The sequence below is a fragment of the Streptomyces sp. NPDC026522 genome, from assembly GCF_055567555.1.
The window spans coordinates 34,900-59,386 of record NZ_JBVHQF010000016.1; the positions used below are offsets into that span (position 1 = coordinate 34,900).

Here is a 24,487-nt window from a genome sequence, read left to right on the forward strand (position 1 = left end):
CCTTCGGGCGCCGCGGGTCCTTCCGTATGCGGTCGATCTCGGGCGGCCTTCCCCCTTGTCGCAGCCCCGCGGTGCTGTTTATAGTCATGATGACTATAAAGGGAGTGGGGCCGCCATGGGCTGGAACACGAGCTGGACCGAAATCCTCGGGTCGGCCACGGGCGCCGTGTGCGTCTGGCTGGTGGCCCGGCAGCACATCGCCAACTGGCCGATCGGCATCGCCAACAACGTCTTCTTCATCGTGCTGTTCGCCCAGGCCGGCCTCTACGCCGACGCCGGCCTGCAGATCGTCTTCATCGCCCTCGCCGCGTACGGCTGGTGGGCCTGGACCCACGGGGGTGGACCAGGAACCGCCGGGGCCCTGCCGGTGCGCCGCACCACGCGCGCCGAATGGGCCGCGCTCGCCGCGGCGGGGGCGGTGGGGATGCTCGGCCTGACGCTGCTGCTCGGCCGGGTCACCGACTCCACCGTCCCGTTCTGGGACGCGCTGACCACCGCGCTCTCCCTCATGGCCACCTACGGGCAGTGCCGCAAGCTCCTGGAGTCCTGGTGGCTGTGGATCGCCGCCGACCTCGTCTACATCCCGCTGTACGTCTACAAGGGGCTCTACCTGACCTCCGTGCTCTACGGCGGCTTCCTCCTGCTGTGCGTGGCCGGACTGGCGGGCTGGCGCCGCGAGCTCGCCGAGCGCGGCGCCCGTACGGCCGTGGCGGCGACGGCGTGAGCGGCGGGAAGCGGTACGGGCACGGGCTGGTGCTGGGCAAGTTCTACCCGCCGCACGCCGGCCACCACCACCTGGTGCGCACCGCCCAGGACCAGTGCGAGCGGCTGACCGTCCTGGTCTGCGCGGCCTCCGTGGAGTCGGTGCCGCTGGCGGACCGGGTGGCCTGGATGCGTGAGGAACACCCGGGCGCCCACGTGGTCGGCGCGGTCGACGACATCCCCGTGGACCTGCACGACCCGGCGGTCTGGGAGGCCCACATGGCGATCTTCCGCGCCGCGGTGCCCCGGCGGGTGGACGCCGTCTTCACCTCGGAGGCGTACGGGAGCGAACTCGCGCGGCGCTTCGGCGCGCAGGAGGTACTCGTGGACCGGGAGCGGACGCTGTTCCCGGTGTCGGGGACGGCCGTGCGCGCCGACCCGGCCGGTTGCTGGGAGTTCCTCGGACCGGGCGTACGGGCGGCCCTGACCCGGCGGGTCGTCGTCCTGGGCGCCGAGTCCACCGGCACGACGACCCTGTCCCGCGACCTGGCGGCCCACTACCGGCGGCTGGGCGGGGTGTGGTCGAAGACCGGCTGGGTCGCCGAGTACGGGCGCCGGTACAGCGAGGAGAAGCTCGCGGTGGCGCGGGCCGCCGACCCGGACGCCTCCTGGGCGGACGTGACGTTCACCTCCCGCGAGTTCCCGGTGATCGCCCGGCGCCAGGACGCGGAGGAGGAACGCGCCGCCCGGCTGGGCTCGCCGGTGCTGTTCTGCGACACCGACTCCTTCGCCACGGGGATCTGGCACGAGCGGTACCTGGGCACCCGCAACGCGGAGGTCGAGAAGATCGCCGCCCTGACCCGGCGCGACCTCTACCTGCTGACGGACGACGCGGACGTGCCGTTCGAGGACGACGGCCTGCGCGACGGAGAGCACCTGCGGCCCTGGATGACGGGCCGGTTCCGGGAGGAACTGGAGCGGACCGGCAGACGTTTCCTCGTCATGCGCGGCGACCGCGAAGCGCGGCTCGCCGCGGCCGTGGCGGCGGTCGGCGAACTGCTGGCCGAGGGATGGTACTTCGCGGACCCGCTGCCCGAGAACGTCCGGCTGCCCCAGAACGTGCGGCAGTCCGGCGGCGTACGGCCGGAGGACCGGTGAGCGCGGCCTACGACCCCCACGCCTTCGAGCCGTTCGCCGTGACGGTCGACCTCGCCGTGTTCACCGTGCGCGGCGGCGCCCTGCACGTCCTGCTGATCCGGCGCGGTCAGGAACCGTACGCGGGCGCCTGGGCGCTCCCCGGCGGCTTCGTCCGGCCCCGCGAGTCCGCCGAGAGGGCCGCCCGCCGGGAACTCGCCGAGGAGACGGGCCTCTCACCCGGCCTGGTGGCCGCCCTGCACCTGGAACAGCTGCGCACCTACAGCGAACCCGGCCGCGACCCGCGGATGCGGGTGGTCTCGGTGGCGTTCACCGCGCTGGTCCCCGACATGCCCGAGCCCGCGGCGGACGGCGGCGGTGACGCCGACCGGGCCCGCTGGGTGCCCGTGGAGGAGGCGGCCGGCCTGGCGTTCGACCACGCGGTGATCCTCGCGGACGCCCGCTCCCGGGTGGGCTCGAAGCTGGAGTACACCTGCCTGGCCACCGCCTTCTGCCCGCCCCAGTTCACCCTCGGCGAGCTCCAGGCCGTCTACGAGACCGTCTGGGACACGGCCTTGGACCGCCCCAACTTCCGCCGCAAGGTCCTCGCGACGCCCGGCTTCGTCGAGGCCGTACCCGGAGCCGCCCGGCTGACCGGCGGCCGTGGCAAACCGGCCGCGCTCTACCGCCCCGGACCGGCGACGGCCCTGCACCCGCCCCTGCTCCGCCCCACGGAAGGACATCCGCGATGACGCAGACGATGACGGCGACGCCGGCCAAGGCCCCGGTGGTGAAGCGCGCCGCCACCGGCGCCCTGATCGGCCTGGCCCTCGGCGACGCCCTCGGGTTCCCGACGGAGTTCAACGACGTGCCGTCGATCCTGGCGAAGACCGGCCCCTGGCGGGAGATGCGGCTGCCCCGGCCGGCGCTCATCACGGACGACACCCAGATGACCCTGGCCCTGGCGCGCGGCATCCGGACGGCGACGGACCGCGGCCGGATCGGCCCGCTGCGGCTGACGCGTCCGGTCCGGGAGGAGTTCGTCGACTGGTACCACTCCCCGGAGAACAACCGGGCCCCCGGCAACACCTGCCTGCGCGCCTGCCGGCTGCTGGACGAGCCGGAACGGGACTGGCGCGCCGCCAGCCAGACCGGCTCCAAGGGCTGCGGGGCGAACATGCGGGTCGCCCCCGTGGGCCTGGTACCCGGCTGGACGGAGGAGGAGCGGGCGGGCGCCGCCCAGCTCCAGTCGGCCCTCACGCACGGCCACCCGACGGCGCTGGCCGCCTCCGACCTGACGGCGCGCGCCGTCCACCTGCTGGCGCGCGGCGCGGAGCCCACGGGGCTGGTGGGCCTGCTGCGCTCGTACGCCCTGGACAACCGCACCCGCTACCACGAGCGCTGGCTGGGCGACCTGTGGATGCGCACCGGCTCGGACGCCACCCCGGAGTCCTTCATCGCGCGGGGCTGGGACGACTGCCTCGCCGTCCTGGACCGCCTCGCCGCGGCCCTGCGCGACCCGTCCCCCGAAACGGACCCGTGCCTCACCACGGGCGACGGCTGGATCGCCGAAGAGGCCCTCGCCACGGCCCTGCAGTGTTTCCTCCTCTTCCCCGAGTCACCGCTGCTCGCCCTGCGCCGCGCCGCCTGCACCCAGGGCGACTCCGATTCCCTCGCCTGCCTCGCCGGTGCCTTCGCGGGCGCCCACCTCGGCGCGGCGGCCTGGCCCGCCGACTGGCAGGACCGGATCGAACACCGCGACGAGCTGCTGGAGTTCGGCGCGCTCTGGGACGCCTGAGCGGCGCTAACCGGCCGACGCGCGGCGGGCGCGGTGCAGGAAGTCCGCCACCCGGGCGGTGTCCGGCCCGGCCGGAAGCGGGCTGGTGGGCAGGGCGGACTCGCACTCCTGCGTGAGGCGGGACATCCAGGCATCGGTCTCGGCCCAACTCAGCTCGCCGCGCCTGACCGCGAGGAGCCGGTCGCGGTGCGGGGTCACGTCGATCGTCAGCCGGCCCGTGCGCAGCAGGTCGCGGCAGGACAGGAGCAGGCGCAGCAGGTGCATGGCGTGCTTCCAGCGCGGGGCGCCGTGGATCCGGACGTCCGCGAGGAGTTTGCGGTGCTGGCTCGCGGCATAGCGGGTGAAGCTGGTGTGGGCCTGGCGGGAGAGGAAGGCCGGGCGCAGGGAGCGGAGCTCCTCGCCCACCGGGGTGAGCCGCTCCACCAGCGGGGAGTGCAGGCACTCCAGGACGTTCGGATTGGCGCGCAGGGCGAGCTCGCAGAAGCGTTCCAGCTCCCAGGAGAACTCCTCGTCCCGGGGCCCCTCCACATGGGTGGGCGGCTTCTCGAACCGCCAGAACAGCGGCGTCGGGGCGAGGTAGACACCGCGCCGGTCGGTGTCGCTCGCCTCCGTCGCCAGGCCGAACGCCCGGGAGCCCATGACGCACGCGTAGACGGTGTGGTCGCGTACGAGGGCGAGACGGGTCTCCTCGGGTGTGGTCGCCTCGTTCATCCCCGGAGCGTAGGCGGGCGCGGCCCCCTACGCGAGGGAGATATTGCCGTCCGGGGCCACGGTGATCTGCTTTTCCGGGAGCGGCCGGGTGGCGGGGCCGTGCGCCACCGCGCCGTCGGCGATCTGGAACTTGCTGCCGTGGCAGGGGCAGTCGATGGTGCCGCTCTGCACCGTGCCCACGATGCAGCCCTCGTGCGTGCACACCGCCGAGAAGCAGCGGAAGGAGCCTGCCGTCGGCTGGGTGACCACCAGCTTCTCGGCCTTCAGGATCCTCCCGCCCCCGACGGGTACGTCGGAGGACTTCAGCAGGGGCTTGGCGGCGCCTCCCGAGGAGGGCGTGGGCGAGGCGCCGCCATCGCCGGCCGGGGAGCTGGGGGCCTGGTCCTTCGGCTTGTCCGCACTGCCGCAGGCGGCCAATGCGCCGCCGGCCAGGACCACTGCCCCCGCCGCCAGAACGGTGCGACGGGCGGTGGGTGTGGGGTCGCTCATGGAACGTTCTCCTCGCTTCGTGGCCGCTGGGCGAGCAGCATCCTGGCGTGCGCCGGCCCCCAGGAGAAGCCCGCCGCGCCATGCTGTCCGCCCCGCCCTCAGATTCCCGGCCGCCATGGGGCCAGTGAGGCGGGACGGCCTGGTGTGCGTACGACTTCCCACACGCGGCCCACCGCGTCCCGGTTCAACGGTCCGTGGACGTGCGGATAGCGGCCGCCGGATTCACCCGCACGGCGGACCTCCGGGAGCAGCGCGCCCTCGTCGAGCTCCACGGCCAGCAGGGTCCCGGGCGTCTCCCGGTAATGGGACTCGACGATCGCGAGGGCGGTCGCGCGGTCCGCCGAGCAGTGCACGAACCCCTCCGCGGCGAGCGAGGGCGGGGCGTACGGCAGATCGGGCGCGGCGGTCCAGTCGGCGAGCGGGACGATGTGGAAGATCATGCCGCCCGTTCTACCGCAGCGGGCGGCGGACCCCGGCCGCCCGGGGCTGGCTACCCTGAGTCAGGCCCGAAGTCATGCGATCACCCTGGAGCGCCCCGTGAGAACCGCCGTCGTCATCGGAACCGGACTGATCGGCACCTCCGCGGCGCTCGCCCTGACCGCCCGGGGGATCACCGTCCACCTCGTCGACCACGATCCGGCGCAGGCCCGGACGGCCGCGGCGCTGGGCGCCGGCACCGACGAGCCCCTCGAAGGCACGGTCGACCTCGCGATCGTGGCCGTACCGCCCGCGCACGTCGCGGCGGCGCTGGCCGACGCGATCGGGCGCGGCCTCGCCCGGGCGTACGTGGACGTCGCGAGCGTCAAGGGCGGACCCCGGCGGGAGCTGACCGCGCTCGGCGTGGACGCGTCGGCGTACATCGGCACCCACCCGATGGCCGGCAAGGAGCGCTCGGGCCCCCTCGCGGCGACGGCGGACCTGTTCGAGGGCCGGCCCTGGGTGCTCACCCCGACCCGGGACACCGACCACGAGGTGCTGAACCTGGCGCTGGAGCTGGTGGCCCTGTGCCGGGCCGTCCCGGTGGTGATGGACGCGGACGCGCACGACCGGGCGGTGGCGCTGGTCTCGCACACCCCGCAGCTGGTGTCGAGCATGGTGGCGGCGCGGCTGGAGGAGGCGGACGAGACGGCGGTCCGGCTCTGCGGACAGGGCATCCGGGACGTGACCCGGATCGCGGCCTCCGACCCGCGGATGTGGGTGGAGATCCTGTCCGCCAACCCCGGTCCGGTCGCCGACGTGCTCGCCGGGATCGCCGCCGACCTGGCCGAGACGGTGGAGGCCCTGCGCGGACTCCAGTCCGGCGACGAGGCCGAGCGGCGCGGCGGCGCCGCCGGCATCGAGGACGTGCTGAAGCGGGGCAACGCCGGCCGGGTCCGGGTCCCGGGCAAGCACGGGGCGGCGCCCATGGCGTACGAGACGGTCGGCGTGTTCATCAGCGACCGCCCGGGCGAGCTGGCGCGGATCTTCGCGGACGCGGGCCGGGCCGGGGTCAACATCGAGGACGTACGGATCGAGCACGCGACGGGCCAGCAGGCGGGCCTGGTGCAGCTGATGGTGGAGCCGCGCGCCGTCCCCGGCCTGGAGGCCGAGCTGCGCGAGCGCGGCTGGGCGCTGCGCCAGCAGTAGGGCACGGCCGGCGGTAGGGCACGGGCCGGCAGCGGCGCCCGGGCCGCCCGGGGCCCGTGGGGCGCCGTCCGGGAGGCCGGGCTCCGGCCGGGCGGTGGGGGCGCTGGAAATGCCCGGTAACCTGGAGGAGGGGCGCTCTTGGCGCGCCCGGACACGTACGCGCAACCAGGAAGGTGCCCGCACCGTGGAAACCGCAGCTCCGGCCGCCGTGATCGTCGCCATCGACGGTCCCTCCGGCACGGGCAAGTCCAGCACGTCCAAGGCCGTGGCCGCCAAGCTCGGCCTGCGCTACCTGGACACCGGTGCCCAGTACCGGGCCATCACCTGGTGGATGATCACCAACGGCGTCGACACCGACGACCCGCAGGCGATCGCCCTCGCGGCCGGCAAGCCCGCCATCGTGTCCGGCACGGACCCGAGCGCGCCCACGATCACGGTCGACGGCCTCGACGCCGCCGGCCCGATCCGCACCCAGGAGGTCACCTCCAAGGTCAGCGCCGTCAGCGCCGTACCCGAGGTGCGCACCCTGATCACCGACCTCCAGCGCTCCATCGCGGCCGAGGCCGCCCAGAACGCCGACGGCATCGTCGTCGAGGGCCGGGACATCGGGACCACCGTCTTGCCCGGCGCCGACCTCAAGGTCTTCCTCACCGCCTCCGCCGAAGCCCGGGCCGCCCGCCGCAACGGCGAGCTGCTCGGCAAGGGGGCCACGGACCTCGCGGCGACCAAGGAAGCCCTGATCAAGCGGGACGCGGCCGACTCCGGACGCAAGACCTCCCCGCTCGCCAAGGCCGCCGACGCCGTCGAGGTGGACACCACCGAGCTGACGCTGGAGCAGGTCATCGAGTGCGTTGTCACCCTGGTGGAAGAGAAGCGGGCGGTACGCAGGTGAGCGATACGCCCTCCCTCAAGGGTGCGGCGGTCGGGCGGCGGATCGGCATCGGCCTGATGTACGGGCTGTGGAAGCCGCGCGTACTGGGCGCTTGGCGGGTGCCCGCCACGGGCCCCGTGATCCTCGCCGTGAATCACTCCCACAACATAGACGGCCCCATGGTCATGGGCACCGCGCCGCGGCCGCTGCACTTCCTGATCAAGAAGGAAGCGTACGTCGGCCCCCTCGGCCCCTTCCTGGACGGGATCGGGCAGGTGAAGGTGGACCGGACCGGGACCGACCGGACCGCCGTCAGCCGCGCCCTCGGCGTCCTGGAGAACGGCGGCGCGCTCGGGATCTTCCCCGAGGGCACCCGCGGTGACGGCGACTTCGCCTCGCTCCGCGCCGGGCTCGCGTACTTCGCGGTCCGCAGCGGCGCGCCCATCGTGCCTGTCGCCGTCCTCGGCAGCACCGAGAGCCGCGGCAGGCTGGTGAAGGGACTCCCCGCCTTCAAGAGCCGGGTGGACGTCGTCTTCGGCTCCGCCTTCGACGCCGGGGACGGCACCGGCCGCCGCACGCGCACCGCGCTGGACGGGGCCACCGTACGCATCCAGGACCGGCTGACCGCCCACCTGGCCGACGCCAAGCGCCTCACCGGGCGCTGAGCGAGACTTGACCTAGTAGTGGAACCGCGCTGCGCGGTTGCCACCGACCACCACGGACGACGAGGAACGGACTTCATGAACGACCAGCACGACCACGGAGCACTTGGCGACGCCGAGTACGCGGAGTTCATGGAGCTCGCCGCGGAGGAAGGCTTCGACCTCGAAGACGTCGAAGGCGCGATCGAGGAGGCCGGCCACGGCCCGCTCCCCGTCCTCGCCGTCGTCGGCCGCCCGAACGTCGGCAAGTCGACCCTGGTGAACCGCATCATCGGCCGTCGCGAGGCGGTCGTCGAGGACAAGCCCGGCGTCACCCGCGACCGCGTCACGTACGAGGCCGAATGGGCCGGCCGCCGGTTCAAGGTCGTCGACACCGGCGGCTGGGAGCAGGACGTCCTCGGCATCGACGCGGCCGTGGCCGCCCAGGCCGAGTACGCCATCGAGACCGCCGACGCGGTCGTCTTCGTCGTGGACGCCAAGGTCGGCGCCACCGACAGCGACGAGGCCGTCGTCAAGCTGCTGCGCCGGGCCGGCAAGCCCGTCGTGCTGTGCGCCAACAAGGTCGACGGCCTGAGCGGCGAATCCGACGCCGCCTCCCTGTGGTCCCTCGGCCTCGGCCTGCCGCACCCGGTGTCCTCCCTGCACGGCCGCGGCACGGGCGACATGCTCGACGCCGTCCTCGACGCGCTGCCCGAGGCGCCCGCCCAGACCTTCGGCGCCGCCCCGCTCGGCGGACCGCGCCGCATCGCGCTGATCGGCCGCCCCAACGTCGGCAAGTCCTCCCTCCTGAACAAGGTCGCCAAGGAGGACCGCGTCGTCGTCAACGAACTGGCCGGCACCACCCGCGACCCGGTCGACGAGCTGATCCAGCTCGGCGGCGTGACCTGGAAGTTCGTCGACACCGCCGGCATCCGCAAGAAGGTCCACCTCCAGCAGGGCGCCGACTACTACGCCTCGCTGCGCACGGCCGCCGCCGTCGAGAAGGCGGAGGTCGCGGTCATCCTGATCGACTCGACCGAGACCATCAGCGTCCAGGACCAGCGCATCATCACCATGGCCGTCGAGGCCGGCCGTGCCATCGTGATCGCGTACAACAAGTGGGACGAGCTCGACGAGGAGCGCCGCTACTACCTCGAGCGCGAGATCGAGACCGAGATGCAGCAGGTCTCCTGGGCGCCCCGGGTGAACGTCTCGGCGCTCACCGGCCGCCACATGGAGAAGCTGGTCCCGGCGATCGAGACCGCCCTCGCCGGCTGGGAGACGCGCGTCCCCACCGGCCGGCTGAACGCCTTCCTCGGCGAGGTCGTCGCGGCGCACCCGCACCCGATCCGCGGCGGCAAGCAGCCCCGCATCCTGTTCGGCACCCAGGCGGGCAGCAAGCCGCCGCGGTTCGTCCTCTTCGCCTCCGGCTTCCTGGAGCACGGCTACCGGCGCTTCATCGAGCGCCGCTTGCGCGAGGAGTTCGGCTTCGAGGGCACCCCGCTGCACATCTCGGTGCGGGTGCGCGAGAAGCGCGGTGCGCAGTACAAGAAGAAGAAGTAGGCGTACGAGGTGACGTGCCGCCGGGGTCAGTAGCCCCGGCGCGGAGCGGGCGGCAGGGCCGCCGGGATGTGGTGCATCCCGGTCTGGTACTGCCGCCCGCTGCCGTTGGCCTCGTAGTTGCCGCTGCCCGTGCTCCCCGCGTACGCGTACGCGGGCTGCGGCAGCGGCTGGGGCGCCGGGGCGTACGCGGGCTGCCAGGCGTCCGCCGGCTGCCAGGAGGAACGGGTCCAGCCGCTGCCGTACGAGCCGCCGCCCCCGCCGGTGTACGCGATGCCGGTGGAGGTGCCGCCGTAGGAGAACGAGGTGAAGCCCAGGTCCTCCTCGCCCGTACGGTCGCCGGGGAGCGCCCGGAAGGCGCGCAGGTACTCCGAGTACAGCAGGTCGTAGATCGGGGTGTGCGAGGCGGCCGGAGCGGTGTCCCGGGACGGGCGCATCTGGGGGACGCTGCTCGGAAAGGACGGGGCGCGGGTGGGGTCGTATGAATGCACGTATCAGCCAACGAACCCGAAGCCCTGCGGATGCGGCCTGACCGGGGCGAAAACGCGGCTCGCCGCCGGGGTGCCGGCACGCCGCAACGGCCGCCCGGCCCCTGGGGAGAGGGGCCGGACGGCCGTTGCGGCGGGTGCCGGGCGGGGGCGTCAGGGCGTGCGTCAGGCGCCCGGCGTACCGGCCAGCGGCATCGAGGCGGCGACCAGCTGGCCGTCGGCCGCGGCCTTGTCGAGGGCGTCGCGGAGCAGGTCCTCGCGGGGCTGCTGGCCGATGGAGCCGACCGGGGCGGCGTAGACGAGGACGCGCTGGGTCTTGTTGACGGCGGCCCGCCAGCCGTCGGTGACGGAGAGCGCCTGGTGCGCCTGCCACCAGTGGATCGGGCTGCCGCCCTGCGGGCCGGGCTGGAGCACCGCGTGCAGCTGACCGGCGGCGAGCAGCACCGACCAGCCGTGCAGCGGGGAGGGCAGCTCGCTGGTGTCGGTGACCGGGATGAAGCCCTGCTCGATGAGGAGCGGCAGGAAGTCGTCGCCGGGGCCGGTGGAGCCGGGCCGGGCGATCGGCGCGGTCGGCTCGACCACCAGCGCGGGGTGCAGCTCGCCGCCGATCAGGACCAGGCCGCTGGTGATCCCGAGGACGGCCTGCCCGCCGGGCACGGCCTGCGGCTCGCCGCCGGCCGCGGGCGGGGCGGCGGCCGGTGCCGGACTGTCGCCCGTGATGGAGCGGACGGCGCCCTGGAGCTGCTCCTCGGAGACGGAGACGACCTGCGAGGGGATGCAGTTGGCGTGCGCGAAGGCGAGCACCGCGGTCTCCTCGCCGACGAACAGCACCGTGCTGGTGGGTTCGCGCTCGGGGTCCCCGGGGGTGCGGCAGGAGGTGCAGTCGTAACTGCCCGGCGCGTCGTCGCCGACGAGCAGCCTGTCGGCTTCTTCGTCACCGATCTCGGCACGTACCTCATCACTGACGTCGAGCATGCGCGGCACGGGGTGGCTCCTCGGACTAGGCGAGCGGGCGCCGGGGGGTTCCCGGCTCGCCGGGCACAACGCGGGAGCGGTGCGCGGGGTCACGCCGTTTGAGGGAACGGAATCGAACCGGCCACCCGGGAGGGTGAACGGCCTCCTGGGCGCTTCGGGTTTGTGACAACTGTGGCTCGGTTGGGTCCAGTTGGTGGTAGAAGCTGGCCGTTTCGCGGGGTGGGTGGCGGGTCGGCCGTCCGGGTGGGGCGCGGGGGTGCGCCGCGTGGCGGGGCGGGCCGGGGCCGGGGGCGTGCGTAGCGTGGCCCGATGCCCAACCTCCGGACCCGGTGGGCCGCCTCGGCGGCCGTGACCGCCGCCGCGCTGGTGTTCGTACTCCCCTCCTGCGCGACCGCGGCTCCGCCGCCGCCGGCGCCCGGGCCCGCGGGGGCGGCGCATCCCGGGTCGCCCGGGGTGATCGGGCGCGGGCCGGGGGACTGCGGGCCGGGTGGGGAGTGGCCCTGGGACTGCGTGGCGGACTGCGAGAGCAGTGGGCGCTGGTCGGTCAACACGGGCAACGGGTTCTACGGGGGGCTCCAGTTCCGGCAGCCGACCTGGGAAGGGCACGGGGGGCTCGCCTTCGCGCCGCGGGCCGATCTGGCGCGCCGGGAGCAGCAGATCAGGGTGGGGGAGGAGGTGCTGGGCACACAGGGGTGGGAGGCGTGGCCGGTGTGTTCGAAGCGGTACGGGCTGGCGGGGCGGATGCACGTGGTGCGGGAGGGGGAGTCGCTGGACTCGATCGCGCGGCGGCGGAAGGTGGCGGGGGGTTGGCGGGCGCTTTACGAGGCGAATCGGGAGGTGCTCGGGGGGCGGCCGGAGGCGGTGGCGGCGGGGACGATGCTGGTGCTGCCGGTGGCTTCGCCGGTGGCTTCGCCGGTGGCTCCGCCGGTGCCGGTGCCGGTGGCTTCGCCGGTGCCGGTGCCGGTGTCTTCGGCGAGTGGGGCGGGGTCGGCGGGGGCGGCGCCGCGCTGACGTCCGGACCCGGGCTCCGCCCGGGCCCGCGCCTCAAACGCCGGCGGGGCTGGAAATGCCGCGTCAAACGCCGGCGGGGCTGGAGGAGCCGCGTCAAACGCCGGCGGGGCTGGAAGAGCCGCGTCAAACGCCGGCGGGGCTGGAGTGGGTCGGCGGGGCTGGAGTGGTGGTGCCGCGGGGGTGGGGAGGGCAGGGCTGACCGGTGGGGGTGGAGGGGCGGCGGGATACTTTGGGGATGCTTGAGACCTCCGCGCGGTTGTTGCGACTGTTGTCGCTGTTGCAGGCTCACCGGGAGTGGACCGGGGCCGCGCTGGCCGAGCGGCTCGGGGTGACCCCGCGGACCGTACGGCGCGACGTCGAACGGCTGCGGGAGCTCGGGTACCCGGTGACCGCCAGCCCCGGCACCGGCGGCGGGTACCAGCTCGGGGCCGGGGCCGAGCTGCCGCCGCTGCTGCTCGACGACGACGAGGCCGTCGCGGTGGCCGTGGGCCTGCGCACCGCCGCCGGGAACGGCGTCGAGGGGATCGGGGAGTCCTCCGTACGGGCCCTGGCCAAGCTGGAGCAGGTGCTGCCGGCCCGGCTGCGCCGAAGGGTCGCCGCGCTGAACGAGTTCACCGTGCCGATGCTGCGGGGGCCGCAGGGCCCCACCGTCGACCCCGCCGTGATCACCGGGCTCGCCGCCGTCTGCCGGGACAGCGAGCGGCTGCGCTTCGACTACCGCGACCACGACGGGGCCGTCACCCGCCGCACGGTCGAACCGCACCGGCTGGTGTGCACCGAGCGGCGCTGGTACCTCGTCGCCTGGGACCTCGGCCGGGAGGACTGGCGGACCTTCCGCGCCGACCGGATCGACCCCCGGCCCCCGCACGGCCCCCGCTTCACCCCCCGCCCGCCGCCCGCCGCGGACCTCGCCGCGTACGTCTCCCAGGGCGTGTCCGAGCGCGCGTACGCGGCGCGGGCACTGGTGCGGCTCAAGGTGTCGGCGGAGCAGGCCGCGCTGACCGTCGGGCCGAGCGACGGGACCCTGGAGCCGGTCGACGCGCGGAGCTGCCTGCTGCGCACCGGGGCGGTGAACCTCGACGTCCTGGTGATTCACCTCATGCTGCTCGGCTGTGAGTTCGAGGTGGTCGAGCCGGTGGAGCTGACCGAGCGGATCCGGCGCCTGCGGGACCTTCTCGACCGTTCGGTGAAGGAAATGTAAGGAAACTGATGGGGGCTCAGCCGCGGCCGCGCGGCGGAATTCCCGGCGCGGATTGGGCCGGATCCGACGGCCGTCGGAGGAATTCCAAAAGCGTCTTGCGCACACCCGGGAATCACCTTGCGGGCCCGCGTATTTCCGGCCCCGGACGAGGCGCCCGGCCGAAGGGACGTCGGCAAGAAACTGTCGACAATCCGTGACACAAGCGTGACCCGGTACGGAGGAACGTCCGGGCGTCGCGCTGACGGACCGGGCATATCAACGACAACGGCGGGCCGGTTCGGTGAACCGGCCCGCCGTCGCGGCGCCGTGCTGCGGGGTGGCTGTGCGTACCGTCCCGCGGGGCCCGGGCGGCTCAGCCGCCCGCGACCGGGCGGGCCGCGGTGCTCCGGGCGCCGGCCCGCTCGGTGTGCGCCGGACGGCGGCTGCCGGCCGGGGTGACCGGGGTGCGCTCGGACCGGATGACGTGCGGCCGGGCGGCGGCGTGCGGGACGGGCCGCGCCGCGGCGGCGCGGCCGCCGGACGACCCTGCCCCGGCGGCCGCGTCGGCGGTGCGCCGCAGCTGCCACTTGCCGCCCGCGGAGACCAGCGGGACGAGCGCGGCGGCGACCGGCTCGGACACCTGCCCCTCCTCCAGGCGGTTGCGCAGCCGCTCCCGCACCTCGAAGACATAGGCCTCGGAGCGGGCGATCAGCGGCTCGAACCACGGCAGGGCGAGCAGCACCAGCAGGCCGGCGGACCAGCCGAGCAGTACGTCGCTGACCCAGTGGGTGCCGAGGTAGACGGTGGTGGCGCCGACGCTCAGCGAGACGACGGCCGACACCAGCGACAGCACCCGGCGGGTGACCACGGTGGAGGCCAGGTAGGCCAGGATTCCCCAGGTGACGACGGCGTTGGCGGTGTGACCGGAAGGGAATATATCGCCGCCGGCGAAGAGCTCGGCGGAGCCGATCTGGGTGGCGTAGTGCGGACCGAGCCGCCCGAGGCCGAGCTTCACGGAGCCGACGGTGATGTTCAGCAGCAGCAGTGCGACGCCGAGCGTGATCAGCGGGCGGAGCGTGTGCTGGCGCCAGGAGCGCCAGCCCAGCCAGGCCGCGACCATGACGGCGGTGGGCCCGCGCTGGCCCAGGACCACGAGGTAGTCGAGGAAGGCGTGCAGCTGCGGCCACTGTTCGTAGGGCCGGAAGAACATGATCTGCCAGTCCAGCCGGACCAGCCAGGACGTGGTCAGCACCGCCACCACGATCGCGATGTAGAAGACGAGTGTCGATGCCAGGAGCACGACGCGATGCCGGCTCATCCGCGGAGTTTGCAGATGGGCCGGTCGCTCTGGTTCCCGGTCCAGCCGGGCGAAGACCCGCTCCAGACGGGTCAGCATTTGGTCGGTACGCACTCAATCGACGTTACCGCGCGCCGAAGGGCGGCCCGGGCGAATCGCGGGCTTTGTGATGACCATGTGATGTGGAGTTGGTCTCACGCGGGCCTTAATTCCCGCTATTTCGACTGCGGTTGGAACTCCCGCGCGGCAATTATCCGCACACTTACTCGCCGTTTATTGCCGCCGCTCAATCACTTTGCTCAAACATGGATCGGAATGATCCATTCCGTGATCACCCCACCGGCGTCCGGCTCTTACGGGGGACCCGACCCGTTCAGCCAGAAGGCCCCGTACACCGCCGACACCAGGGCCAGCGCCCCCACGACGGCGGCCGCCCGCCCCGTCCGCCACTTCGCCAGCGCCACCGCGACGGGCAGCAGCAACGGGAAGGCGGGCAGCAGCAGCCGGGGCTTGGAGCCGAAGTACCCGGACGCGCACAGCGCCAGCGCCACCACGATCCCGCAGTACACCAGCAGCGCCGCGGGCTGGCGCCCGCGCACGCACAGCCCGTACAGCCACAGCACCAGTACGACCCCGGCGATCAGCCCCGCCCCGGCCGCGAAGGCCGGCGACGCCAGGCGGGCCCCGATGAACCGGGCGAAGGCCCAGCCCCCGTCGAAGCCGTTCCCCCAGCCGGCCTGTACGTCCAGGTAGCCGAGTAGCCCGGTGCCCGTGCGCGCGCCGACCCACAGGACGTACGCCGCCGCGCCCGCCGGGGCCAGCAGCGCCGCCGCCGCCATCCGCCAGGACCGCTCCCCGCGCCGCCAGGCCAGTGCGACCGCCACCCACACCGCCGCGACCACGGCCGCGCCGACCGGGCGGGTCAGCCCCGCCCCGGCCGCGAGCAGGCCCGCCGTCAGCCACCGCCCGCGCAGCACCCCGTACAGCGCCCAGGCGGCCAGCGCGGTGAACAGCGATTCGCTGTACGCCATGGACTGCACGACGGCGACGGGCAGCGCCGCCCAGAGCGCCACGGCCACCACCCCGGCCCGGCGACCGTAGAGGAGGCAGGCGACGGCGAAGATCCCCCAGGCCGCCGCGAAGCCCGCCACCACCGACACCACCAGGCCCGCGGAGCCGTACGACAGCCCGGTGGGCGCGGCGACGAGCCGCTCCAGCCAGGGCAGCAGCGGGAAGAACGCCAGGTTGGAGTGGACGGCGCCGTTCGGCAGGGCAACCTCGTACCCGTAGCCCTCGGCGGCGATGCGGGCGTACCAGAGCGAATCCCAGCGCGCCGAGAGCAAGGTGTGCGGGCTGCTGCCGGCCGCCGCGCCCCACGCGGCGAGCGCGGCCAGCCCGAGCAGCCGGATCGCCGCGAAGGCGATCAGCGCGGGCGCGGCCCGACGCAGTACGAGATCTTTCACGGGCACGATTATCGACGCCGCCGTTCCCGCATCACGGACCGGAACCACGGGCGGCCGCCGTGCGTGCACCGAGGGGGAAAGGGGGAGTGGCACACGCCACACGGGGGCCGTCACGACGATGAGAGCTTGACCACGTGTCGGACAGGCGAACTCGCGTACGCTGACCCTTCACTCGCGCGAGTCGATGCCGGACCCCGCAGGACGCCGCAAGCGCACCACCCTCCGCGGCTCCACAAGACGCTGGTCCGCCGAGTGCGAGGGATCACCTGGGAGGTACATGCATGTCGGGGACGAACACGACCGGCGACGGTGAGCGCACTCCGGTTCCCCCCGCCTCTCCCTGGCAGCGGATCAGCGCCTGCTCCGGCGGGACCAACCGCTGGCTGGTGCTGGGCGTGCTGTGCGTGAGCCTCGTCCTGGTCGCGCTCGACGCGACGATCCTGCACGTCGCCGTCCCCTCCGTCACCGAGGACCTGCGTCCCGGCGCGATGGAACTCCTGTGGATCGTCGACGCCTACCCGCTGGTGTGCGCGGCGCTGCTGATCCTCTTCGGAACCCTCGGCGACCGGGTCGGACGCCGCCGGATACTCCTGTTCGGCTACGCACTCTTCGGCGTCGCCTCCGCGATCGCCGCCCTCGCCGACAACGCGCAGGTGCTGATCGCCGCACGCGCCCTGCTCGGCGTCGGCGGGGCGATGATCATGCCCGCCACCCTGTCGATCCTGCGCCAGGTCTTCCCCGACCGGCGCGAGCGGGCGCTCGCCATCGGGATATGGACCGCCGTCGCCGCGATCGGAGCGGCGAGCGGGCCGGTGCTCGGCGGGTTCCTCGTACAGCACTTCTGGTGGGGTTCGGTCTTCCTCATCAACATCCCGCTGATGGCGTTGATCCTTCCGGTGGGCCGCTGGCTGCTGCCGGAGTCGAAGGGTTCCGCCGACGGGCCGTGGGACGTACTGGGCGCGCTGATGGCGGCCGTCGGCGTGCTCGGGGCGGTGCTCGGGGTCAAGCGGCTCGGTGCGGAGCGGGACCTCGCCGACGCGCAGGCGCTGCTGCCGCTGGTGCTCGGCGTGGCGCTGCTCGTGCTGTTCGTGCGGCGCCAGAAACGGCGCGAACACCCGCTGATCGACATGCGGATGTTCTCCCGCGCCGCCTTCTCGACGTCCGTCGGCTGCATCGTGCTGGCCATGCTGGCGCTGGTCGGCCTGGAGCTGATCGCCGTCCAGTACCTCCAGCTGGTGCTGCACCTGAGCCCGCTGCGGACGGGCCTGCGGCTGCTGCCGCTGACCTTCGCCGCCATGGCCGCGGGCGCGACCGGTTCGTACACCCTCCAGCGGATCGGGCCGCGCACGATGGTCTCGCTGGGCTTCGTGCTCACCGCCTGCGCGGTGCTGCTGCTGACCCTGATGGGGCAGCAGGACCGGCCGGTGCTGCTGACCGTCGGGTTCGTGCTGCTCGGCTTCGGGCTCCAGACGACGCTGTTCGCGGCGTACGAATCCATGCTCAACGAGGTGCCCGCGGCCAAGGCGGGCGGGGCGGCCTCGATAGGGGAGACCTCGTACCAGCTCGGCGCGGGCATGGGCATCGCGCTGCTGGGGAGCGTGATGAACGCGGCGTACGCGCCGGGGCTGGCGCACGTACCAGGGGTGTCGGGCGCCGATTCGGCGAACGCGGCGCATTCGCTGGGCGAGGCGTACCAGATCGCGGCCCGCCTCGGCGGCGCGGCGGGGGAGTCGCTGCACGCGGCGGCCCGGCACTCCTTCGTGCACGGGCTGCACGTGACGCTGGTGGTGAGCGCGGGACTGCTGTTCGCGGGGGCGGTGATGGCGCTGAAGCTGCCGCGGGTCATGGAGTGCGGCGAGCCGTCGGCGGAGCCGCCGCGGGTGCCGGCGCAGGGCCGGCCGGCCGGCGCGCAGCCGGAGTGCGGCTCGGCGGCGCGCCGGGCTTGAGCCGGGCCCCGCGTCGGCGGGCTGCGGTGGGGGCTGGAAATGCGGGCGGCCCGGGGAGAAACTTGCGGCGCTAGGTTTCTTCCCCAGGCCGCCGGGAGGCCACGTGTCCTTCGTACCCACCGATCCGCTCGGGCTCGACGAGCTGCTGAGCCCCGAGGACCTCGCCGTCCGCGACGCCGTGCGCCGCTGGGCCGCGGACCGGGTGCTGCCGGAGATCGCCGACTGGTACGAGCGCGCCGAGCTGCCCGGGATCCGGGAGCTGGCCCGGGAGCTCGGGGGGATCGGCGCGCTCGGGATGTCGCTGCGGGGCTACGGGTGCGCCGGGGCCAGCGCCGTGCAGTACGGGCTGGTCTGCCTGGAGCTGGAGGCCGCCGACTCCGGGATCCGCTCGCTGGTCTCCGTCCAGGGCTCCCTCGCCATGTACGCGATCTGGAAGTACGGCTCCGAGGAGCAGAAGCAGCGCTGGCTCCCCGGCATGGCGGCCGGTGAACTGATCGGCTGCTTCGGGCTGACCGAGCCCGACGTCGGCTCCGATCCGGCGGCGATGCGCACCTACGCGAAGCGCGACGGCACCGACTGGGTGCTGAACGGCCGCAAGATGTGGATCACCAACGGCAGCGTCGCGTCCGTCGCGGTGGTGTGGGCGCAGACCGACGAGGGGATCCGCGGCTTCGCGGTCCCCACCGACAGCGCCGGTTTCGCCGCGCCGGAGATCAAGCACAAGTGGTCGCTGCGCGCGTCGGTCACCAGCGAGCTGGTGCTGGACGACGTACGGCTGCCCGCGGACGCGGTGCTTCCCGGCGTCACCGGGCTCAAGGGGCCGCTGGGCTGTCTCAGCCACGCGCGGTACGGGATCGTCTGGGGCGCCATGGGGGCGGCGCGGGCCAGTTTCGAGGCCGCGCTCGACTACGCGAAGACGCGGGAGCAGTTCGGCAAGCCGATCGGTGGCTTCCAGTTGACCCAGGCCAAGCTCGCCGACATGGCGCTGGAACTCCACAAGGGCATCCTGCTCGCCCACCACCTGGGCCGGCGCATGGACGCGGGCACTCTGCGGCCGGAGCAGATCAGTTTCGGCAAGCTCAACAACGTCCGCGAGGCCATCGAGATCTGCCGCACCGCGCGGACCATCCTGGGCGCCAACGGGATCTCGCTCGAATACCCCGTCATGCGGCACGCCACCAACCTCGAATCGGTCCTCACCTACGAGGGCACCGTCGAGATGCACCAGTTGGTGCTGGGCAAGGCGCTCACCGGGCTCGACGCCTTCCGGTAAGGGCCCTGCTCAGCTCTGGTTGAAGAAGTCGCGGGCCCGGCCGCCCGCTTCGCCGCTGACGATCTGGGTGTCGGCCGGGGTCAGCAGGAAGACCCTGGTCGCCACCCGCTCGATCGAGCCGCGGAGCCCGAAGGTCAGACCGGCGGCGAAGTCGACCACGCGCTTCGCGTCGGCCGGTTCCATGGACGACAGGTTCACGATCACCGGGACGCCCTCGCGGAACAGCTCGCCGATTCCACGCGCGTCACGGAAGCCGTCGGGGGTCACGGTCGCGATCCGCCGGCCCTGCTCGACCGCGGACTCCGAGGCCACCTTGACGCGGGGGTCGGTGACCCACTGGTCCCCGGGGCCGGACACCGAGCCGCCGTGCTGGCGCTCCACGGCCTCCGCGTAGTCGTCGTCGTAGTACCGCTCGTCGTCGTTGTCCTCCACGAGACCCAACCAGGCACTCGCCTTGCGCACCGAACCCATGGACGCCTCCTTTCACCGCGGTCAGTTGTCTTCTCTTCCGCTGCCCCTATGGTCGTCCATGATGCTGACAACGCGCCAAGTGGATAGTCGGCGCGCACGGGTTTCGTGACGGTACTGGTGCAGAACATCCGTTGCACCGTCAAGGTTCCGAGCGCCTGCCGCTGCTGACTGAGTGAAAATACGACTGCGGACGCCGTACGGGTGAGCCCTGCGGGCGTACGGGTGAACGACCGGGCTGGGTACCATGCCCGCCAGGCACGCGTATGACACGGGGGAAGCGCACTTGTTCGGCATCGTCAGACCTTGCACGCACCGGCTGGGGGAGCGGTTCAAAGCCGAGTGGACGGCTCATCTGTGCGGGCTGTGCCTGGCACTTCGGGGGGACCACGGCCAGTTCGCCAGGATCGTCACCAACTACGACGGGCTGCTGGTCTCCGTTCTGACGGAGGCTCAGTCCGGTCCGGCCGCCGGCTCGCGGCGCACCGCCGGGCCGTGTCCACTGCGGGGGATGCGGACCGCTTCGGTGGCCGAGGGGGAGGGGGCCCGCCTCGCCGCCGCCGTCTCCCTGGTGCTGGCCTCCGCGAAGGTCCGCGACCACGTCGCCGACCGGGACGGGCTGTTGGCGCGGGCCCCGATCGCGGCGGCCGCCCGCAAGGTCGCCCGGGGCTGGGACCGGGCCGGCGCCCGTACCGGGGCCTCGCTCGGCTTCGACACGGCGGTGCTCGTCGACGCCGTCGACCGGCAGGGCGGCATCGAGGCCCTGGCCGGGCCCGGCACGCCCGTGCTGGTGGTCACCGAGCCGACGGAGACCGCGACCGCGGCGGCCTTCGCACATACCGCGATCCTCGCGGGACGGCCAGGCAACGCCGCGGCGCTCGCCGAGGCGGGCCGCTACTTCGGGCGGCTCGCGCACCTGCTGGACGCCGTGGAGGACCGGGCCGCCGACGCCGCGGCGGGCGCCTGGAACCCCCTCACGGCCACCGGGACCTCCCTCGGCGAGGCCCGGCGGCTGTGCGACGACGCCCTCCACGGCATCCGGCTCGCCCTGCGCGAGGTGGAGTTCGCCGACGCGGGCCTCGCCCACCGGCTGCTGGTGCACGAACTGCGCACCTCCGTGGACCGCGCCTTCGGGACCGGCGGCTGCGCCCACACCGGCACGGACTCCGCCGGGTACGGCGGCGGGCCGCTCCCGCCCCCGAACAAGCCGCGCCGCGGGCTGCTCGCGGGGTGCGCGGTGGCCGTGGGGCTGTTCTGTACGTGCCGGCTGTGCTGCACCGATCACGAGGGCCCTTGGTCGCGCAAGAAGCGGGACGCGTGGTGCGACGACTGCGACTGCGGTGACTGCGGTGGGTGCGGAGGGTGCGACTGCGGCGGCTGTGACGGGTGCGACTGCTGCTGCCCCTGCGACGGCTGCTGACCGCCTGTCAGGTGACGCGCAGGCCCGGACGGAGTACCGGGAGGTTCCCCCCACCGCCCGTGTGGAAGGGCTGAGAGCCATGAGCGATCACGAAGCGGGCGGTTACCCGGCGGACGACCCGGACACCGCCTGGAAGCAATGGCACGAACGCCGCCTGGCCACCGTGTCCGCCCCTTACGGACCACTCTCCCTGACCGGTACGCACTGGCTCGCCGACTACCCGGACGGTCGAATTCCGGCCGTTCCGGGGCGCTGGCGCGCCACCGACGGCGGGGTGGCCCTGACCGCCGGGTCCGGGGACGGCCTCAGCCTCGACGGCGAACCCTTCACGGGTGACGCCGTGCTCGCCGCCGACGACGGTCCGGCCGGGCAGGCGCGGGTCGCCGCCGGGGACGTACGCCTCGTGGTGATCCGGCGGGAGGGGGAGTGGGCGGTCCGCGTCTACGACCCGGCCGCCGCCGCCCGCCGTGCCTTCGGCGGCATCGAGGCCGGGCCCTACGATCCCGACTTCGTGCTCGCGGGCCACTTCCGCCCCTACGGCGAGGACCAGAGCGTCCAGGTCGAGAACGTCGACGGGCGGACCCGGGGGCTCGGCCTCGGCGGCGAGCTGAGCTTCGTGCACGGGGGCGTTGAGCACACCCTCCAGGTCGCGGTGGACCGCAAGGACGGCAGCCTCTGGGCGGTGTTCGGCGACGCCACGAGCGGTGACTCCAGTTACCGCTTCCGTTTCCTGAAGCCCGGAACCCCCGCCGCGGACCGCTCGGTGACCGTCGACTTCAACCGGGCGCTGCTGCCGCCGTGTGCCTTCGCCGATCATTTCATCTGCCCCTTCCCCCCGCCGGGCAACACCTTGCCGTTCGCGGTCGCGGCGGGCGAGCGACGGCCGAAACCCGCCCTTGCTCCAGCAATCTGACGCCAGGACACTCCCGTCAGCGTCTCTCTAGGGACTTGTCAGGGGCACGGCGAATCCACCCGCTGCCCCCGGCCGGTCCCGCCCAGGCACCGGCACCCCCACAGCCGCCGGGCCCCGATCCCTTACCCGGGAGGACGAAGTGAGGACCAAGATCACCCGTACCAGGCTGCTCGCGGCCGCCGTAGGCGCGGCTGCCGTCGCCGCGCTCGCGCTGCCCACCGCCGCCAGCGCGGACACCAAGGACAGCGGCTTCAGTGCCGACCGGCTGGCCTCGGCCGAAGCCTCCGTCCTGCGGGCCGACGTGGCCGGCACGGCCTGGAACACCGACCCCGCCACCGGGACCCTCGTGGTCACCGCCGACTCCACCGTCACGGCTGCCGACATCGCCCGGATCCGCCGCGAGGCCGGGGCCGACGCCGCCGCCCTGCGGATCGAGCGCACCGCGGGCAAGCTGCGGAAGCTGCTCTCCGGCGGCGACGCCATCTACGCGTCCAGCTGGCGCTGCTCGCTCGGCTTCAACGTCAGGAGCGGGTCCACCTACTACATCCTCACCGCCGGGCACTGCACCGACGGCGCGGGCACCTGGTGGACCAACTCCTCGCACTCCAGCACCATCGGGACCACGGTCGGTTCCAGTTTCCCGACCAATGACTACGGCCTGATCAAGTACGCCAGCAACTCGCCCGTCCCGCCCGGCACCGTCGGCAGCCAGGACATCACCAGCGCCGTCGACGCCACCACCGGCATGTCCGTCACCCGGCGCGGCTCCACCACCGGGATCCACGGCGGCACCGTCACCGGCCTCAACGCCACCGTCAACTACGGCAACGGCGACATCGTCTACGGCATGATCAAGACCAACGTCTGCGCCGAACCCGGCGACAGCGGCGGCCCGCTCTACTCCGGCAGCCGCGCGGTCGGCCTCACCTCCGGCGGCAGCGGCAACTGCTCCTCGGGCGGGACCACCTTCTTCCAGCCCGTCGTCGAAGCCCTCAACGCCTACGGCGTCAGCGTGTACTGAGCCACCCGGCCTCCGGCCCCCTGGACGTCCTCCCGCCTTCTGGGAGGATGTCCAGGGCGTGCGTGTTTCCGGGGGGAGGCAGGTTTCCGTATGAAACGCATCGGGGTGACCGGACACCGGTCGATTCCCGTCGAGGCGCTCGGACACGTCAGGCAGGGCCTGCGGGGCGTACTGTGCGGCCGCCAGGGGCCGTTGGAGGTGCTCTCCAGCCTCGCGGAGGGCGCGGACCAGCTGTTCGCCGGCATCGCCCTGGAATGCGGCGCCGACCTCACCGTGGTGATCCCCAGCGAGGACTACGAGCACGATTTTGCGGACGCCGCGGCCCTGGCCCGCTACCGGCAGCTCAGGCACCGGGCCGCCCAGGAAGTGCGGATGGGCTTCGCCCGCTCCACCGACGAGGCGTACTACGCCGCCGGCACCTACATCGCCGAGTCCTGCGACCGCCTGGTCGCCGTCTGGGACGGGCAGCCGGCCCGCGGGCACGGCGGCACCGGCGAGATCGTCGCCTACGCCCGGGCGCTCGGCAAGCCCGTCACCGTCATCTGGCGCGAGGGCGTGACCCGCGACTGAGCCACGCCCCGGCCGGAACCGCGTTCAACTGCTGTGCCGGGCCAGCCAGTCCGTGTGCTGCGGAGAGACGTACCGCTCCGTCTCGTACACCGCGTTCGGCCACTGCGACTCGGTGATCGTCGTCTGCATCACCACCATCATCGCCGACAGGTCCTGTTCGATCAGCGTGTGCGCCTCGATCAGCGGATGGTGGCGCCGGACCTCGTTCCAGGCGATCGCCGCCGCCGCGGCCGCGCTCAGCAGCGCCGTCAGCGCCGGACCCGGCCCCGAGCCGACCGCGCCGAGCACAGCGAACAGCAGGGCCAGGCAGGTCAGCAGCACGATCGTCCACGACCACAGCGCCGTCGCCCGCCGGGACACCTCCGTCTTGCGCTGGTACCAGTTGCGCTGCTCGATCAGCCGGTCCCGTACGTACGTCTCCCGGCGCAGCTGGTAGCCCTGGCCCCGCAGCCGCTGCATCGCCCCGGTGATCTCCCCGCCCTCCGGCACCAGCCCCGCGGCCCGGGGGTCCTCCCAGCCCATCTTGCGCAGCTCGTCCAGGCCGGCCTCCAGCCGGGTCCGGTACGTCGCCTCGGGGGCGCTGACCTCACTGCCGAACGGCGCCCCGTGCACCGCGTACCGCCAGGCCAGGGACTTGATGAACTCCGCCGCGCTCCGGTTGAGCTGCCACTGCGGCCGGGCCCGGCGCCGGGTCGCCCGGACGCCCACCGCCAGCACGCCGGCGTAGGCCAGCGCGCTCAGCGCGCCGAACAGGTGCAGCGAGCCCGCCGCGGGCGCGGCGGGCAGGGTGGCGGCCGCCGCGGCCGCGACCAGCAGCACCAGCTGCCGGCGCGTGGCCCGGGTGGACTCCCGCTGCCGGGAGATCGCCGCCTGGTCGGTGTGGTGGAAGAGGGCCGGCAGGTCCTCGTTCCGGAACGTCATGCTGTCGCT

Annotated in this window: 25 protein-coding genes; 16 read left to right on the forward strand and 9 right to left on the reverse strand. The window is 73.6% G+C overall.

From position 1 onward, the window contains the following. Nucleotides 1-115 precede the first annotated feature (115 nt). From pnuC to ACZ4M3_RS32250, 4 genes are read left to right on the forward strand one after another with little or no spacing between them, the layout of a single operon-like run. Nucleotides 116-724, forward strand: coding sequence for a nicotinamide riboside transporter PnuC (pnuC, locus tag ACZ4M3_RS32235; protein ID WP_467738672.1), 609 nt, complete (start codon nt 116-118; stop codon nt 722-724). After that, nucleotides 721-1,860, forward strand: coding sequence for an AAA family ATPase (locus ACZ4M3_RS32240; protein ID WP_467738674.1), 1,140 nt, complete (start codon nt 721-723; stop codon nt 1,858-1,860). Before pnuC ends, ACZ4M3_RS32240 begins: the two co-directional genes overlap by 4 nt. Continuing rightward, nucleotides 1,857-2,588 carry an NUDIX hydrolase gene (locus ACZ4M3_RS32245; RefSeq protein ID WP_467738676.1) on the forward strand — a complete coding sequence of 244 codons (732 nt, stop codon included), beginning with the start codon at nt 1,857-1,859 and terminating at the stop codon, nt 2,586-2,588. The genes ACZ4M3_RS32240 and ACZ4M3_RS32245 overlap by 4 nt, the downstream gene beginning before the upstream one ends. A gap of 8 nt (nt 2,589-2,596) precedes the next feature. Next, nucleotides 2,597-3,634, forward strand: a complete 1,038-nt coding sequence (locus tag ACZ4M3_RS32250) for an ADP-ribosylglycohydrolase family protein (RefSeq protein ID WP_467738854.1) — start codon at nt 2,597-2,599, stop codon at nt 3,632-3,634. A gap of 6 nt (nt 3,635-3,640) precedes the next feature. Here ACZ4M3_RS32250 and ACZ4M3_RS32255 read toward each other — a convergent pair whose 3' ends face one another. The 3 genes from ACZ4M3_RS32255 to ACZ4M3_RS32265 form a co-directional block, all read right to left on the reverse strand. Continuing rightward, the gene (locus tag ACZ4M3_RS32255) at nt 3,641-4,345 is read right to left on the reverse strand and encodes a nucleotidyltransferase domain-containing protein (RefSeq protein WP_467738678.1); all 705 of its coding nucleotides are present in this window, start codon (nt 4,343-4,345) and stop codon (nt 3,641-3,643) included. 27 nt (nt 4,346-4,372) lie between these two features. Further along, nucleotides 4,373-4,834 (reverse strand): Rieske (2Fe-2S) protein, encoded by a 462-nt coding sequence (locus tag ACZ4M3_RS32260; protein WP_467738680.1) that lies wholly within the window; start codon nt 4,832-4,834, stop codon nt 4,373-4,375. Between the two features lie 98 nt (nt 4,835-4,932). Next, nucleotides 4,933-5,274, reverse strand: a complete 342-nt coding sequence (locus ACZ4M3_RS32265) for a DUF952 domain-containing protein (protein WP_467738682.1) — start codon at nt 5,272-5,274, stop codon at nt 4,933-4,935. A 97-nt stretch (nt 5,275-5,371) separates the two neighbouring features. Here ACZ4M3_RS32265 and ACZ4M3_RS32270 point away from each other — a divergent pair, with 97 nt between their 5' ends. The 4 genes from ACZ4M3_RS32270 (at nt 5,372) to der (ending at nt 9,535) form a co-directional block, all read left to right on the forward strand. Beyond that, nucleotides 5,372-6,460 (forward strand): prephenate dehydrogenase, encoded by a 1,089-nt coding sequence (locus tag ACZ4M3_RS32270; protein WP_467738684.1) that lies wholly within the window; start codon nt 5,372-5,374, stop codon nt 6,458-6,460. Nucleotides 6,461-6,644: 184 nt separating this feature from the next. Next, nucleotides 6,645-7,352: a (d)CMP kinase gene (cmk, locus tag ACZ4M3_RS32275; RefSeq protein ID WP_467738686.1), complete on the forward strand. Its 708-nt coding sequence runs from the start codon at nt 6,645-6,647 to the stop codon at nt 7,350-7,352. 56 nt (nt 7,353-7,408) lie between these two features. Then, nucleotides 7,409-7,996 (forward strand): lysophospholipid acyltransferase family protein, encoded by a 588-nt coding sequence (locus ACZ4M3_RS32280; protein WP_467738856.1) that lies wholly within the window; start codon nt 7,409-7,411, stop codon nt 7,994-7,996. Nucleotides 7,997-8,071: 75 nt separating this feature from the next. Continuing rightward, nucleotides 8,072-9,535 (forward strand): ribosome biogenesis GTPase Der, encoded by a 1,464-nt coding sequence (der, locus tag ACZ4M3_RS32285; RefSeq protein WP_453355076.1) that lies wholly within the window; start codon nt 8,072-8,074, stop codon nt 9,533-9,535. Between the two features lie 26 nt (nt 9,536-9,561). On the opposite strand, the gene ACZ4M3_RS32290 is transcribed toward der, so the two are convergent. Together ACZ4M3_RS32290 and ACZ4M3_RS32295 are read right to left on the reverse strand one after the other, a co-directional pair. Beyond that, nucleotides 9,562-9,969: a hypothetical protein gene (locus ACZ4M3_RS32290; RefSeq protein WP_467738688.1), complete on the reverse strand. Its 408-nt coding sequence runs from the start codon at nt 9,967-9,969 to the stop codon at nt 9,562-9,564. Nucleotides 9,970-10,185: 216 nt separating this feature from the next. After that, the gene (locus tag ACZ4M3_RS32295) at nt 10,186-11,004 is read right to left on the reverse strand and encodes a hypothetical protein (RefSeq protein WP_467738690.1); all 819 of its coding nucleotides are present in this window, start codon (nt 11,002-11,004) and stop codon (nt 10,186-10,188) included. A gap of 300 nt (nt 11,005-11,304) precedes the next feature. Between ACZ4M3_RS32295 and ACZ4M3_RS32300 the strand changes: the two genes are divergently transcribed. Beyond that, a complete protein-coding gene (locus tag ACZ4M3_RS32300) occupies nt 11,305-12,006 on the forward strand; it encodes a LysM peptidoglycan-binding domain-containing protein (protein WP_467738692.1) in 702 nt (233 codons plus the stop codon). 235 nt (nt 12,007-12,241) lie between these two features. Next, entirely contained in the window at nt 12,242-13,207 is a 966-nt protein-coding gene (locus ACZ4M3_RS32305; RefSeq protein WP_467738694.1) for a helix-turn-helix transcriptional regulator, read from the forward strand. 352 nt (nt 13,208-13,559) lie between these two features. Here the strand turns inward: ACZ4M3_RS32305 and ACZ4M3_RS32310 are convergent, their stop codons facing one another. Then, complete coding sequence (locus tag ACZ4M3_RS32310; protein ID WP_467738696.1) at nt 13,560-14,597, reverse strand: phosphatase PAP2 family protein; 1,038 nt, start codon at nt 14,595-14,597, stop codon at nt 13,560-13,562. A gap of 239 nt (nt 14,598-14,836) precedes the next feature. Further along, on the reverse strand, nt 14,837-15,946 hold the full coding sequence (locus tag ACZ4M3_RS32315) for a mannosyltransferase family protein (protein ID WP_467738698.1): 1,110 nt from the start codon (nt 15,944-15,946) through the stop codon (nt 14,837-14,839). Between the two features lie 281 nt (nt 15,947-16,227). On the opposite strand from ACZ4M3_RS32315, the gene ACZ4M3_RS32320 reads away from it, so the two are divergent. Both ACZ4M3_RS32320 and ACZ4M3_RS32325 read left to right on the forward strand, forming a co-directional pair. Next, nucleotides 16,228-17,892: an MFS transporter gene (locus tag ACZ4M3_RS32320; protein ID WP_467738700.1), complete on the forward strand. Its 1,665-nt coding sequence runs from the start codon at nt 16,228-16,230 to the stop codon at nt 17,890-17,892. A gap of 103 nt (nt 17,893-17,995) precedes the next feature. Then, nucleotides 17,996-19,165: an acyl-CoA dehydrogenase family protein gene (locus tag ACZ4M3_RS32325; RefSeq protein ID WP_467738702.1), complete on the forward strand. Its 1,170-nt coding sequence runs from the start codon at nt 17,996-17,998 to the stop codon at nt 19,163-19,165. 9 nt (nt 19,166-19,174) lie between these two features. On the opposite strand, the gene ACZ4M3_RS32330 is transcribed toward ACZ4M3_RS32325, so the two are convergent. After that, on the reverse strand, nt 19,175-19,636 hold the full coding sequence (locus tag ACZ4M3_RS32330; RefSeq protein ID WP_136214944.1) for a cell division protein SepF: 462 nt from the start codon (nt 19,634-19,636) through the stop codon (nt 19,175-19,177). A 283-nt stretch (nt 19,637-19,919) separates the two neighbouring features. On the opposite strand from ACZ4M3_RS32330, the gene ACZ4M3_RS32335 reads away from it, so the two are divergent. From ACZ4M3_RS32335 to ACZ4M3_RS32350, 4 genes are all read left to right on the forward strand, one after another. Next, a complete protein-coding gene (locus tag ACZ4M3_RS32335; protein WP_467738704.1) occupies nt 19,920-21,053 on the forward strand; it encodes a DUF5685 family protein in 1,134 nt (377 codons plus the stop codon). Nucleotides 21,054-21,132: 79 nt separating this feature from the next. Then, nucleotides 21,133-21,966 (forward strand): DUF1684 domain-containing protein, encoded by an 834-nt coding sequence (locus ACZ4M3_RS32340; protein WP_467738706.1) that lies wholly within the window; start codon nt 21,133-21,135, stop codon nt 21,964-21,966. A gap of 139 nt (nt 21,967-22,105) precedes the next feature. After that, nucleotides 22,106-22,987: a S1 family peptidase gene (locus tag ACZ4M3_RS32345; RefSeq protein ID WP_467738708.1), complete on the forward strand. Its 882-nt coding sequence runs from the start codon at nt 22,106-22,108 to the stop codon at nt 22,985-22,987. Nucleotides 22,988-23,077: 90 nt separating this feature from the next. Beyond that, a complete protein-coding gene (locus ACZ4M3_RS32350; protein ID WP_467738710.1) occupies nt 23,078-23,557 on the forward strand; it encodes an OTU domain-containing protein in 480 nt (159 codons plus the stop codon). 24 nt (nt 23,558-23,581) lie between these two features. Here ACZ4M3_RS32350 and ACZ4M3_RS32355 read toward each other — a convergent pair whose 3' ends face one another. Next, nucleotides 23,582-24,478, reverse strand: a complete 897-nt coding sequence (locus tag ACZ4M3_RS32355; RefSeq protein ID WP_467738712.1) for a DUF4231 domain-containing protein — start codon at nt 24,476-24,478, stop codon at nt 23,582-23,584. Nucleotides 24,479-24,487: the final 9 nt, after the last annotated feature.